The following is a 13,044-nucleotide window of genomic DNA, read 5'->3' as shown; positions in this document are numbered from 1 at the left end:
CCTATGAACGAATTATTTTGGGTGATTGTCATCGAATTAGTCAAGCTTGGCGTACTGGCCGGAGTTATTTATGCGATCGTTTCTTCGGTAGTGGAAAGCCGAATCAATCGTCTTGTTCGCGTCGAGTTGGATCATATGGATCGTAAGCAGAATGACCGGTTCCAAGTCCTCGACCGGCATTTGCAGGAGTTGAACACTGTTGTGGCTGAACAGGGTCAAAGACTAAAGAGGGTGGAAGCTTCATTGGAACAGCCAAACGAAGGCGCGCCGGGCTCTGTACAGGTGAAGAAGGATTAAGCCTGTGCAATATCCATTTGCTTGAAACTGATAGCGCCGTGAGCGTTCCGGGTACATACAAAGTAACCGGACGCTTCTGTGGCGATTAAAAGCATGCTTACAGACCGTCCGAATCCGGAACTTCGAGGAGGAGACGCACTTGTTTATGCTGATCGGAGTCTTTCTGCTGCTGTGTCCACTGGTGATCGCCCGTCCGGATCGTATTTTACATCCGCTGCGTGATCGCGCTGGAGACGAGTTGTCCGAGCCGGTGCGTTTTCAGTCGGAAGCTTTCCGTGCACTTGGTTTTCTGCTGCTGTTCGTGTCGCTTTCGTTGGGTGTTATGCTGATGCTGACCGGCGCTTGAAGAATAAGCCTGTTAAGGCTTTTCCGTTTGGAAAAGCCTTTTTGCGGCGAGCGGACGAAACGGCCAATCGGAAGTTTGAAAAAAGTGTTTTGCTGCGTCACACTGTCGGTAGGACGGGGAGACTCAAATCGCGCGTCGTCTCCGAACGATGGAGACTGCGCCACAGTCGAGGAGGATATGCGAATGAATGGACAATGGACGATCGATTCGATGCCGGATATGAGTGGCAAACGCGTGATTATTACGGGAGGAAGCGGAGGCTTGGGGCTGGAAACGGCTTACGGATTTGCGGCCAAGGGAGCTAAAATCATTATGGCCGTACGCAATATGCAAAAAGGCTATCAGGCGGCCGACGGTCTGCTGAAGAAGTTTCCACAGGCGAGTGTGGAAGTCATGCGCATGGATCTGGCCGACCTGGCCAGCATTGAAGCGTTCGCGGCAGGCGTGATCGGCAAGTACGAGGATCTGCATGTCCTGGTGAACAATGCAGGCGTCATGATTCCTCCGTACAGCAAAACAAAAGACGGCTTCGAGCTTCAGTTCGGCAGCAATCACCTTGGACATTTCGCGCTGACGGGACGTCTGCTGCCGCTGATTCTGAAGACACCGGGTTCGCGCATTGTAACGCTGAGCAGTATCGCGGCCAAAAAGGGCTTCATTTACTTCAATAATCTGCACGGTCAGATCGGCTACAGTGCAATGAAATTCTACGGTCAGAGCAAACTCGCCAACCTGCTGTTCGCCCGCGAACTGCAGAAGCGGCTGTCCGCGGTCGGAGCGGATACGCTCAGTATCGGCTGCCATCCGGGCGTCTCGAATACCAACTTGATTTCGCGCGGTTCGGGCAAGCAGGCGGGAAAAGCCGTAGCTCTGCTCTGGGGGCTGATGAGCCAGCCAGCAGCAATGGGAGCACTGCCAACCCTGTATGCGGCGACCTATCCTTCGCTGCACGGCGGCGAATATATTGGACCGGACGGCAAAGGCGGCCGCAGGGGCTATCCTACAATCGACCGTTCGGTCGATCACAAGATGAATGAAGAGACGATGGCGAAGCTCTGGCGTGTATCTGAGAAGCTGACGGGCGTAAGCTACGACTTCAGCGCGGCGAGCGAAGCGGCGAAGAAGAAAGGCATTCTGTACGGAGTGAAGCTGTAAAAAAAACAGAACGCTGCAATACAGAAAGTTGTAAAGTACAAAATAAATTAAAGACTTTTTCCCTCCGGGAAGAAGTCTTTTGTTTTACAAGTACCGAAGAACTCGTTATTTTTCATTATAAGTCCCTCCTATTTATAGCTGCTTACGATTTTTGGGTAATAGGACATACACAGCCGGCAGGGCGGACTTTTCGCAACCCTGTCAATTGGCCGAATCAGCGGCTTTTTAATGAGGAGGAGTAAGATGTCGAGACAACTGCCAACAGCCCAGACACCGAAGCAGCTTCAATCGGATATACATTGGAAAGAAAATATTGTATACGAAGTTTACGTACGGAGCTTCAATGATACGAATGGAGATGGAGTCGGCGACCTGCGCGGCGTAATCGAGAAAGCCGATTACATCCGCGATCTTGGAGTAACGGCCGTCTGGCTGTCTCCGATCTTCAAGTCGCCTAACCGAGATTACGGCTATGACGTGACCGATTATATGGACATCGATCCCGAGTACGGAACTTTGGACGATTTTGATGAACTGCTGGAAGCTTTTCACGAACGAGGTATCCGACTGGTCATGGAAATCGTGCCGAATCACACGTCGATTGACCACCCGTGGTTTCAAGCGGCACTTCAAGGCAAAGATAATCCGTACCGCGATTATTATATCTGGAGGCCTGCCCGCGAAGACGGCGGACCGCCGAATAATTGGACGTCTTTCCTCGGGGATCCTTCCTGGAAACTCGATGAAGAGACAGGCGAATATTACCTCCACACGTATGCCGATCATCAAGCCGATCTGAACTGGGAAAATCCGAAGGTTCGCGAAGAGATCCACAATGCGATGCTTTTCTGGTTGGAAAGAGGCGTGGATGGCTTCCGGATCGATACGGCAAATATCTTATCCAAGGACATGAGCTTTCCCGATACCGAAGAGACGCAGCGTATTCAGGGCAGCGGCGAGGAATTTTACAAAAACGGTCCACATATTCATGAATATCTCCGTGAAATGCGGGAAAAAGTATTCGACAAGTATCCCGGTATCTTCACAATGGGCGAATCGTCCGAGGTTACGATCGAGGAGGTCGAGGATTATACGCTGCCGGAGCGTAGGGAACTGGACCTTATTCTGATGATCGAGGCTTCCAAGATTTGCGATGCATCGGACGATATGTGGACGTCGGAACCTTGGGAACTTGGGCACATGAAATCCGTTATGCACAGATGGCTCAAGGAGCTTCATAACGATGCCTGGATTGGTATGTATCTCAGCAACCATGACCATGTGCGGATGGTTTCTTATCTGGGTGACGATACGGAGTATCGGGAACAGTCGGCGAAAATGCTGTCCGTCTTTCTCATGACGCTGCGCGGCACGCCGAATCTGCTGCAGGGCGAAGAACTCGGCATGACAAATGCACACTTCTTCAGCAGTATAGACGACATTAAGGAGCAGCAGGCGCTGGCTTATTACGATTTGATGGTCAATCAGCGGGGGATGGAATCGGAAGAAATTTTGCGTCGTGTCCTGGCCAAAGCCCGCGATCACAGCCGTACGCCGATGCAGTGGAATGACGAAGAAGGCGCCGGGTTTACGACAGGCAAGCCGTGGCAGCGGATCAATCCGAACAAAGCGCAGATCAATGTCCGCCAGCAGGAAGAAGATCCCGAATCTGTACTGAATCTGTACCGCCGCATGATCCGTCTTCGCCGGGACAATCCGGTCCTGTCGCTGGGGACATATGAGCCGGTACTGGAAGAAGATAAGCATATTTACGCCTACCTGCGCGAAAGAGAAGACGAGCGCTGGTTGGTCGTGCTGAACTTCTCGAGAACGACCACTCAAGTTACGCTGCCGGACAATCTGCGGGAAGATCTGATTCGTGCCGAATGCATCGTCTGCTCGGATGATGCGGCAGCGGAAGCACTGGAAGGCGGAGAGACGACGCTCGATCCGTATGCTTATTTCGTGTTCCGGCTGTATTGATTCGGTGCGATTGAAGAGCTGCCGTCTGCATAAGGGACTATGCAGGGCAGCTCTTTTTTTATGACTTCATTTAATTAATGGAAAGTGACCAGATTCAGCACGCTCTTATTCTCTCTCATCATTCCTCCATATGAATGTGTTGGAACAATAGAGATATCAGGATTCTTTAAAAGGAAAGAAGGGTGCATCACTTTAGTTTTTGCATCTTTCGTTCCACGCGCTATACTAACGGAAAAGAGCATAAAAAATCCCCACCCACTCCAGTAAAAGAGGTGAAAGAAATGAATACACAGATCCATGCCAGCGGAACGGTTCCCGGAACAAGACGATATTTGAGAACGGAAGAAGGGGTTTGGCGGCCGGAAGCGTCGTCTTCGCTGCTTGTCGTTCTGCAGGAGCCGGCGGCTTCCGAGAATGCTCCGCGGCTGCTTGATACGCTGGAGACGGTGGGCGAGGTTCACAAGACGTTCGCCGAGTTCGGTGCTTTCGCTGCTCCTGCCCGTTTGGGATCAGTCCGTGAAGCGGAAACTGGAGATCTGCTGATCGAGCTGGGGTCCGTACCGGGAACAAGCCATCCCGAAGCGTATCGGATCGAAATTGGCGATCATACCCGGATCATTGCGTCCGATGCGCGTTCGGTACTGTATGGGCTGCAGAGTCTTCGGCAGCTGCTGTTCTATGGAAACGGAGAGCTTGCATACGGATTCATCGAAGACGAGCCGATCGTGAGCGAACGCGCTCTGCATCTTGATATTGGCCGGAAATTCTATTCGCAGGCATGGATTCTTGAACGCATTCAGGAAATGTCGGAACTTAAGCTGAACACGCTGCAGCTGCATTTTTCCGAAAATGAAGGATTTACTTTCGAGAGTGAGCGTTATCCCGAAGTCATGTCGGCAAACTATTTGACGAAATCGCAGATTCGAGAAATTATCGAGGAAGCGCGCCGCTGCCGGATTACATTGATTCCTTCGCTCGATTCGCCGGGACATCTGGGGTGGGCGCTGCGCAGTCGTCCGGAATGGCTGCTGACCAACAAGGATGGAGAGCCGGCGAAAGGAGCACTGGATATTACGAATTCAGAAGCCGTCGCGTTCATATCGGACTTGATCGACGAGTATGCGGAACTGTTTCAAGGCAGTCCGTACTTCCATATCGGAGGCGACGAGTTTATCGATTTTAGCAAATTCGATACTTATCCGCAGCTCGGTGAATATGCGCGTGAAACGTTGGGCATTGAAGCGGGAACGGAAGTCGACGCTTACGTCGATTACCTTAACAAAATTGCAGTTATGCTGGAAAACAAAGGATTTACCGTGCGAGTATGGAACGACGGATTGTACCGGGATGACTTGGAGCAGCGCGTGGAACTGAAGACGTCCGTTCAAGTCACCTACTGGACCAAATGGGACCGGAATATGGCGGCGGCGCAGACTTTTCTGGACAAAGGGCACAAGATCGTGAACTTCAACGACCGCTATTTCTACTATGTGCTGGGAGAGAACGCGGGTTATTACTATCCGAGCGGCCTGGAGATTTATAACGATTGGCATCCCGGCCTGCTGCCACAGGTCGAGGAGCGCGAGCCGCAGGAATGGCAGGTGCCTTATCCGGAAGGATTGCTCGGCGCATCGTTCTCGGTCTGGTGCGATCATCCGGAAGCGCAGACGGTGGAGGAAGTGGCGGCAGGTCTGAAGCGGCCGCTGCGCGCGATGGCAGAAAAATGCTGGACGGGCGAGAAGAGGTATGCGGATCACGAGGCATTTATCGAAGTGTGCCGGACAGTGGGGCTGAAGGACTGAAGTCCGGATGCAGCACAGGATAGATCTATGGATCGGGCCTTTTAAAAAGGTTTTCGATATTCCGAGTGGTACGCCTGTTTGGCTTCGTCTATTCATTGATTACGGTTGAAAAGAGGAGAACATTCGATGTACACCATTCTGATTGTGGAAGACGATCCCAAGATTGCGGAGCTGCTCCGAAGCCATATTGAGAAATACGGCTACCATGCCAAAGTCGCAGCGAATTTCGAAAAGATTACAGAAGAGTTCCGAGAGTCAGGTGCGCATCTGGTGCTGCTTGACGTCAATCTGCCGAAGTATGACGGATTCTACTGGTGCAGGCAGATCCGGGCAGAATCCGTTTGTCCCATTCTGTTCATCTCCGCACGCGACGGACAGATGGACCAGATCATGGCATTGGAAAACGGCGCCGACGATTATATTACGAAGCCTTTTCATTATGAAGTGGTACTGGCGAAGATTCGCAGCTATCTGCGCCGGGCATACGGCGAATATGCGGCGGGACCCGAAGAGAAGACGATTGAAGCCTGCGGGCTGACACTGTATCCTGAACGCTTTGTCTTATCGCACGGAGAACGCTCGACCGAACTCAGTCAGAAGGAATCACTGCTGATCGAAGCGCTGATGCGCCGCGAAGGAAGAGTGGTCAGCCGGGATCGACTGCTCGGGCTGATGTGGGAAGATCATCATTTTATTGATGACAATACGCTGAATGTTTATATTACCCGCGTACGCAAAAAGCTGAAAGAACTCCAAGCGGAAGCCGGTATAGAAGTCGTTCGCGGGGCAGGGTACCTCTTGAACGCTGCCCAGGAAAATGAAGGATCGGGCAGCATACTTCCGACACAGCGCGGAGGCCGAGCTTGAAGCTGTTTTGGCGCGATCAACTGCCACTAATCCTCTTCTTCATGCTGCAGGCGCTGCTCGTTCCGCTGCTCTACTGGCTCAGCGGTGAAGAGCGTCCACCAACTATTGTCCTGTACGGATTTCTGCTGAGTACAGCTGTGTTGGCCGGTTATCTGGGCTACCGGTATGTCGTGCTGCGACGGACCTATCTGCGGCTGTCCGAACCCGGCGTACCGCGGGGAGACAGATTGGAGCCGCTTGGCGAAGCGCCGCTTGCCGAAGCGCTCCATGATCTGATTCGCGTATATGACCGCGAATACGAGGAGGAGCTTGCCGGGCGGCGAAGTGCGATGGAGCGTCATGTCACCTTCATTGGGCGCTGGGTTCATCAGATGAAGACGCCGCTGTCCGTGCTGCAGCTGTCCGCACGTGAGATTGAAGATGAAGATCTTGCCGACAGTGTGAACGAAGAACTCGACAGGCTTCGGCGGGGACTGGATATGGTCATTTATACGTCGAGACTGGAGAGTTTCGAGCAGGATTTCTCTGTCGATCGACTGCAGCTGGTGCAGCCGATCCGCGAGGCGCTGGCCGAGCAGCGGCGTCTGTTTATCAAGCGGCGGATCACTCCGGTCATCGAGGTAGATGAAGAGACCGAAGTCTATACGGATGCCAAATGGCTGCGGTTTATTCTGGGACAAATTCTGACCAATGCTGTCAATTATACCGAGGGTGAAGGCAAGAAGGTCTTTATCCGTGCCTATCAACGCGGGCTGCAGTTGGTGCTCGATATTCGCGATGAAGGGATTGGCATTGTCCGCGAAGATATTAAACGGGTATTCAATCCGTATTTCACTGGACAGCGCGGCAGACAGTACAAGGAATCGACTGGAATGGGCTTGTATCTGGTTAGTGAAGTCTGCCGTCATCTGGATCATGAAGTGGAACTGGAATCCGAGCCGGGAGTCGGCACAACGGTGCGGATCGTATTCCGTGAAGCGCCGGAACAGATTGAGTAGACGAATGGACGACTTAAACCAACCTTCTTCAGTGAAACTTCGTCTATAACGATGAGGAATTCAAAGGAGAGAGTATAGGAATCCGCATAATTGACTTGTTTTCTATTGAAGGGGGCGATACCGAAGCTGATCGGGATCGTCCTTTATTTATAACCTTAACGGAGATGTAAGACAGCTTTAAGGAAAGTCCATGGCTGTCTCTTTGTTTTGCGCCTACACTGGAGTCAGAAGAAGAGAGGAGCGATAAAAATGAACATACTGGAAGCGAGCAATCTGAACAAAGTATATCCCGGAAAGGTGTCCACTCAGGCGCTGACCGATATTCATCTGACCATCGCGGAGGGAGAATTTGTCGGCATTATGGGCCCGTCAGGCAGCGGCAAGACGACTCTGCTCAATATGGTCTCGACGATCGACACGCCGAGCTCCGGCATAGTCAAGATCGGGGGCAACAATCCCTATACCATGAAAAGAGACGAATTGGCCAAATTCCGCCGCCGCGAGCTGGGCTTCGTATTTCAAGACTTCAATCTGCTCGATACGCTGACGGTAGCGGAGAATATTGTGCTGCCGTTGACGCTGGACGGCGTGAAGCTCAAGGAAATGGACGAGCGGCTGAAGCAAATCGCGGATCGGCTGGGCATTTCGGAAATTTTGAAAAGCCGAACGTATGAAATCTCCGGCGGACAGCGGCAGCGAACGGCAATTGCCCGGGCGGTAATCACTCATCCGTCGATTCTGCTTGCGGACGAGCCGACAGGCGCGCTGGATTCGAATTCTTCGCGCATCGTGATGGAGTCGCTGGAGAGCCTCAACGAGCACGAACGGACGACGATCATGCTGGTGACGCATGACCCTCAGGCGGCGAGCTACTGCCACCGTATCGTGTTTATCAAGGACGGACGTCTGGCCGCCGAGATTCATCGGGGCGAGAGCCGACAGACCTTTTTCCAGAAAATTATCGATACTCTTTCATTTTGGGGAGGGAACGCACATGAACTTTCCTCGATTCGCGTATAACAACGTCAAACGGAACGCGCGGGCTTATTTTGCTTATTTCCTCAGCAGCGCGTTCATGGTCATGATCTTCTTCTCGTTCGCAGTGTTTATTTTCCATCCTGCGATCCAGGACACGGAGATGCACGCCATGACCCGGGCAGGCATGAAAGCGGCGGAATACGTTATTTTCGTCTTCGCTTTCTTCTTCGTGCTGTATTCGATCAGTGTCTTCCTGAAATCGCGTAACAAGGAATTCGGGCTGCTGTTGATGCTTGGCGCGAAGCCGAGTCAGCTGAACCGCCTGGTTTTTCTGGAAAACATGATTATCGGTGCAGGAGCGATCTTCGGCGGCATCGGCGTTGGGCTGCTGCTGTCCAAGCTGTTCCTGCTGCTCGCTTCCCGTGTGACCGATACCGAAGAGCTGCCGTTCTATTGGCCGGTTCGAGCAGCGCTGCTGACAACCGGTGCATTCGCGCTGCTCTTCCTGAGCATCTCAGTACTGACGCTGCTGTTTGTTCGCAAACGCAATATTCTTGAACTGATTCAGGGCAGCGCGAAGCCGAAAAAGGAACCAAAAGCATCGATTCTGCTGGCGCTCTTTGGCATTGCGCTGCTTACGGTTGGCTGGATGGCTCTGCAAAGAGAGAGCATTGATCCGCTTGCTCTCTTCGTTGCGGCGGGAGCGGGCATCGCCGGCACTTATTTTTTCTACTCGCAGCTGTCGGTATTGTTTATGCGAATCATTAAGCGCAATCGGGCATTCGTCTGGCGGCGGACAAATCTGCTGTGGGTCTCGGAGCTGGCATACAAGATCAAGGACAATGCCAGAATTCTATTTCTGATTACCGTCGTGACGTCGATTGCATCGATGAGTGTAGGATTTGTACTGTCGATCAATCAAGAGACCCGGGCATTGTATGCCGACAATCCGTATGCTTTTGAACTGAGCGTAAGTGAAAAAGATGATCTGGAAGCAGACAAACAGGCAGTAGACAATTTCGTTTCCGAGAGAGGCTTCGACAATTACAAGGCGGAAGAAGTCCGGGAAATGTACGTTTATCTGCAGGGAGACGGCGCCGAACAGATCGGAATCCTGATTCCGGCCTCGGATTATACCAAAGTATTTTCCACTTGGGAGACGCCGGCCTTTGAAGCAGGGGGAGGAAATGCGGAAACGCTGCTGCTCGTACCCGATGGATCGACTTGGAGGGATCGGCCTTCGGCAGGCGGCAAGGCTGCGCTGCTAGGTACTGAATCTTCATTTACGGTGAGCGATACGGCAGGAGGAAAGACATTTACGGCAGTTTCTTACGCCCCTGTTCTCGTTGTAACCGACGAAGCGTTCGAAGCCGTCAAGAAACAACTTGGTGAAGAAACGCATGCAAGCACTCATGTCTACTATACCGTTCCGGGATGGGGAGAATCGGATACGCTCGATTCAAGCAGCAAGGAGGCCTTAATCGGTTCTGAAATGCAAAGCTGGTGGACCAGCGATCAAGGCAGTGGAGATCGTCCGATCTCGGGCTCTATGAGTGTTCGAAGCGCCAGCTATATGAACTTCAAACAGCAGGTATCCGTTCTCGGGTTTATCGGCGTGTTTGTAGCTCTCATGTTTTCGCTGTCATCGGCCAGTTTCCTGTACTTCAAGCTGCATTCCGAGCTGACTCGGGACAGCCAGATGTATCATTCTCTGTCGAAGACGGGACTCAGCATCGGCGAAATGAAGAAATCTGCTACCCTGCAGATCGCGCTGCTGTTCTTCATCCCGATCGCTGTCTCTGCGATTCAGACGTTTGTCGTGTTGAATCCGATTCTGAAACTCATGAGCATCAGCAATGTGACAGTTCCGGTGCTGACAACGACAGCGGCATTCCTGGCGGCACAGGCGTTCTACTTCTTCATTGTGCGGAACCGCTACCTGAACCGCTTGAAAAAAGTTATGGTATAAGCTTCATGCCGAATCTTTAGCGTTTCTTTAGAATTGTTTCTTAAGCTTGAAGACGGGAACTGAATTCAAGCTGTGGAGGAATGAAGAATGAGAATGACGACGGAACAGACAACGATTGGGCAAGAAATGACCGAGCAAAATATAGGTGGACAATCGACAGGCCGGCAAGCGGCAATGAAGCGGTGGAACAAAAGCGCTTTTTCCGAAATGAAATTCGGCATAATTGCAAAGCGATGCGCAGCGGAGAAATTCAGCTGGTAAATACGGAAAGCCGACCTTTAGAAAGCAATCGGCAGGATGCACGGGGGACAAGGCTGCTGATGATGGAGGATACGAAGCTGTACGCGGTAACGCTGAAGGAGCTCGTACAGTCCAATTAAGCGCATAGTAGAATTTTATGGACTTTAGAGGTGCTACGGTGCCCGAATCCGCGCGATTATGCAGTTTAATCAAGCTTGAAAAAAAGTCAATGCCCGGAAATTCGCAGGATAACAGCGAATTTTCGGGCTTTTTCTTTCCTCATCCGTCGTACTTTATCCGGCTATTCCGCAAGCAGGAAGGCATAACGCCCGGACAGTATCGAATGAAGAAAAACGGATGAAAAACGCGTATTCCAAACTTTTTGTGTGTCTGTCGTGTTAACCTTTAAAAGAACAAGCGTGCGATGACCAAATACGGCACGATAAAACATGAGAAGACGGATAAAAGAGGAGGCTGTGCTATGAAAGAAAAAGAAACTCGCGAAGCCGGTCGCCCGGAAAAACGCAGGCAGCCCGATCCGCGCGGCATTCCTGTGGAAAACGAGATCGCTGCGCCGCCGCCCAATTCCGGCGCTCCGAAAAGTCTGGATATTGCCGGAATTTTGGAGGCATCCGTTGAAGCATTTGTAACGGAAAAAGGGCAGGTACGGAGAAATGGACGGAAAGAAGCTGGGCCGAATGGAGATAATCCTCGGCAGACCGACGACTTCAAGCGCCCGGCAAAAGGAAGAGCGTCCGGTCCGTCAGAACCCGCTCCCGACGAGTCCCGCTCCCATCCAAGTCAAACGGAGCTGCGGCGGCCGATATGGGATAGCCAAGAGGTGCCGGCCTCTTCGCCTAACGCCAATCTCGACAAGCTCAGCTCGAACACTGCGCATGATCGCGAAGAAATCACGGACGAAGATCTGATCGAACTGACCATTGAGCGATTCAAAGACAAGCTGCAAAGCGGAAACTGGACGTGCCAGCAGCTGACTGAAGCCTACATCGATCGGATCAACCGATTCGACGGAGAGCTGAACGCTGTATTGGAGATCAATCCGGATGCTGTTGCTCTGGCCAAGCAGCTCGACGATAACTTCGATGAACTGGGTGCGCTGCCGCTGTACGGAGTGCCGATCCTTTTGAAGGACAATGTCGACACCGGCGATCGGATGGTCACATCTGCCGGATCGATTGCACTGAAGGATCGCCGTGCGGAACGGGATGCTTTTGCGGTAACGAAGCTGCGCGAAGCGGGAGCCATCCTGCTCGGCAAGGTCAATATGACGGAGTGGGCAAATTATATGTCGGAACATATGCCGTCAGGATACAGCTCGCGCGGCGGACAGACAAATAATCCGTACGGAAAGTACGAAGTCGGAGGGTCCAGTACGGGATCCGCTGCTGCGATATCGGCGAATTTTGCGCTCGGAGCGGTCGGCTCGGAGACTTCAGGCTCGATTGTTAGCCCGGCCGCCGCTCATTCCGTAGTCGGAATCAAGCCGACTGTCGGATTGATCAGCCGAAGCGGCGTTATTCCTCTGTCGCTGACGCAGGACACACTCGGACCGATTGCACGCACAGTGCTGGATGCTGCGCTGATTCTGGAAGCGATGGCTTTCGGCGACGAGGCGGACGCTTGTACACTCCTGCCGCAGCGGCCGATATCGTTTCTGCCGGGACGCTCGGGGCTTCCTCCGGTCCGATTGAAGGTCGGCGTCGTGGGAGCCTTTGCAGACAAGTTGGATGCGGAGACATCCGCCGTATTCGAGCGGGCGCTCGGTGAGCTGGAGAATGCCGGAATCGAAGTGAAACGCGGACTCGACATGCCGTCTTACGAAGACGAATGGGACGGAACCGTCCTTCGCCGCGAGTTCAAAACGGCGATCGATGCTTTCTTGGCATCACAACCGGAAGGAACAGGTCCTGCAAGTTTGGCGGAACTGATCGCTTTTCACAAGGCCAATCCGGGCGAAAGTCTGCGTTACGGACAAAATCTGCTGGAAGAGGCGGAAGCCGACGGCGGCAGCCTGGAAGACGATATTTACCTAAAGAGCAAAGAGCGCGGTGTTCGCCGCGGGGGAAAACAAGGCATTGACGAGACGTTGAATAAATACGGAGTCCACGCGCTCGTCTTCACCGGACATGAAGGCTCGGATCTTGCGGCGCGTGCCGGCTACCCGCTGGTGTCCGTACCGGCCGGCTATACGGAATCGGGATGCCCGGTTGGTCTGATGCTGTCGGGTACGGCTATGTCGGATTCGCTGCTGATTGAGATTGCCTATCGTTATGAGCGGATGGCGAAGCGCCGGAAGCCGCCGAAAGAACAAGGGTCCTTATAACGTCGATTGTTCCATTCCGGCTTGCTGTGAGTGACGAATAAGCAGGAAAAGCTCTATTCACGGCG

The 13,044-nt window shown here is 52.6% G+C and carries 12 protein-coding genes; all 12 read left to right on the top strand.

What is annotated here, in order from left to right; genetic code table 11:
• The first annotated feature begins 3 nt into the window (after window positions 1–3).
• Window positions 4–297: a hypothetical protein gene (locus F456_RS0108960; RefSeq protein ID WP_018976681.1), complete on the top strand. Its 294-nt coding sequence runs from the start codon at window positions 4–6 to the stop codon at window positions 295–297.
• 139 nt (window positions 298–436) lie between these two features.
• Window positions 437–643, top strand: coding sequence for a hypothetical protein (locus F456_RS0108955; protein WP_018976680.1), 207 nt, complete (start codon window positions 437–439; stop codon window positions 641–643).
• A 183-nt stretch (window positions 644–826) separates the two neighbouring features.
• Complete coding sequence (locus F456_RS0108950) at window positions 827–1,798, top strand: oxidoreductase (protein WP_018976679.1); 972 nt, start codon at window positions 827–829, stop codon at window positions 1,796–1,798.
• Between the two features lie 243 nt (window positions 1,799–2,041).
• Entirely contained in the window at window positions 2,042–3,781 is a 1,740-nt protein-coding gene (locus F456_RS0108945; RefSeq protein WP_018976678.1) for an alpha,alpha-phosphotrehalase, read from the top strand.
• 281 nt (window positions 3,782–4,062) lie between these two features.
• Window positions 4,063–5,583, top strand: a complete 1,521-nt coding sequence (locus tag F456_RS22185; protein WP_018976677.1) for a beta-N-acetylhexosaminidase — start codon at window positions 4,063–4,065, stop codon at window positions 5,581–5,583.
• 126 nt (window positions 5,584–5,709) lie between these two features.
• Complete coding sequence (locus tag F456_RS0108935; RefSeq protein ID WP_018976676.1) at window positions 5,710–6,450, top strand: response regulator transcription factor; 741 nt, start codon at window positions 5,710–5,712, stop codon at window positions 6,448–6,450.
• Entirely contained in the window at window positions 6,447–7,448 is a 1,002-nt protein-coding gene (locus F456_RS0108930; RefSeq protein ID WP_018976675.1) for a sensor histidine kinase, read from the top strand. Before F456_RS0108935 ends, F456_RS0108930 begins: the two co-directional genes overlap by 4 nt.
• A 249-nt stretch (window positions 7,449–7,697) precedes the next feature.
• Window positions 7,698–8,468, top strand: a complete 771-nt coding sequence (locus tag F456_RS0108925; RefSeq protein WP_018976674.1) for an ABC transporter ATP-binding protein — start codon at window positions 7,698–7,700, stop codon at window positions 8,466–8,468.
• On the top strand, window positions 8,443–10,395 hold the full coding sequence (locus tag F456_RS0108920) for an ABC transporter permease (RefSeq protein WP_018976673.1): 1,953 nt from the start codon (window positions 8,443–8,445) through the stop codon (window positions 10,393–10,395). The genes F456_RS0108925 and F456_RS0108920 overlap by 26 nt, the downstream gene beginning before the upstream one ends.
• 80 nt (window positions 10,396–10,475) lie before the next feature.
• Window positions 10,476–10,775 carry a hypothetical protein gene (locus tag F456_RS0108915; protein WP_018976672.1) on the top strand — a complete coding sequence of 100 codons (300 nt, stop codon included), beginning with the start codon at window positions 10,476–10,478 and terminating at the stop codon, window positions 10,773–10,775.
• Window positions 10,776–10,792: 17 nt separating this feature from the next.
• Window positions 10,793–10,996: an AraC family transcriptional regulator gene (locus F456_RS25130; RefSeq protein WP_157060046.1), complete on the top strand. Its 204-nt coding sequence runs from the start codon at window positions 10,793–10,795 to the stop codon at window positions 10,994–10,996.
• A 120-nt stretch (window positions 10,997–11,116) separates the two neighbouring features.
• Window positions 11,117–12,979, top strand: a complete 1,863-nt coding sequence (locus F456_RS0108905) for an amidase family protein (protein WP_018976670.1) — start codon at window positions 11,117–11,119, stop codon at window positions 12,977–12,979.
• The last annotated feature ends 65 nt before the right edge of the window (window positions 12,980–13,044 follow it).

The organism is Saccharibacillus kuerlensis DSM 22868 (genome assembly GCF_000378145.1).
Taxonomy (GTDB): Bacteria; Bacillota; Bacilli; order Paenibacillales; family Paenibacillaceae; genus Saccharibacillus; species Saccharibacillus kuerlensis.
Note: the sequence above shows the minus strand (reverse complement) of the source record. Positions and strands in the feature narration are given on the sequence as shown.

Coding starts and splice junctions, on each gene's coding strand:
- F456_RS25130 (WP_157060046.1), top strand. CDS start 10,793: ATGGACTTTAGAGGTGCTACGGTGCCCGAATCCGCGCGATTATGCAGT.
- F456_RS0108935 (WP_018976676.1), top strand. CDS start 5,710: ATGTACACCATTCTGATTGTGGAAGACGATCCCAAGATTGCGGAGCTG.
- F456_RS22185 (WP_018976677.1), top strand. CDS start 4,063: ATGAATACACAGATCCATGCCAGCGGAACGGTTCCCGGAACAAGACGA.
- F456_RS0108960 (WP_018976681.1), top strand. CDS start 4: ATGAACGAATTATTTTGGGTGATTGTCATCGAATTAGTCAAGCTTGGC.
- F456_RS0108925 (WP_018976674.1), top strand. CDS start 7,698: ATGAACATACTGGAAGCGAGCAATCTGAACAAAGTATATCCCGGAAAG.
- F456_RS0108950 (WP_018976679.1), top strand. CDS start 827: ATGAATGGACAATGGACGATCGATTCGATGCCGGATATGAGTGGCAAA.
- F456_RS0108915 (WP_018976672.1), top strand. CDS start 10,476: ATGAAGAATGAGAATGACGACGGAACAGACAACGATTGGGCAAGAAAT.
- F456_RS0108920 (WP_018976673.1), top strand. CDS start 8,443: ATGAACTTTCCTCGATTCGCGTATAACAACGTCAAACGGAACGCGCGG.
- F456_RS0108945 (WP_018976678.1), top strand. CDS start 2,042: ATGTCGAGACAACTGCCAACAGCCCAGACACCGAAGCAGCTTCAATCG.
- F456_RS0108905 (WP_018976670.1), top strand. CDS start 11,117: ATGAAAGAAAAAGAAACTCGCGAAGCCGGTCGCCCGGAAAAACGCAGG.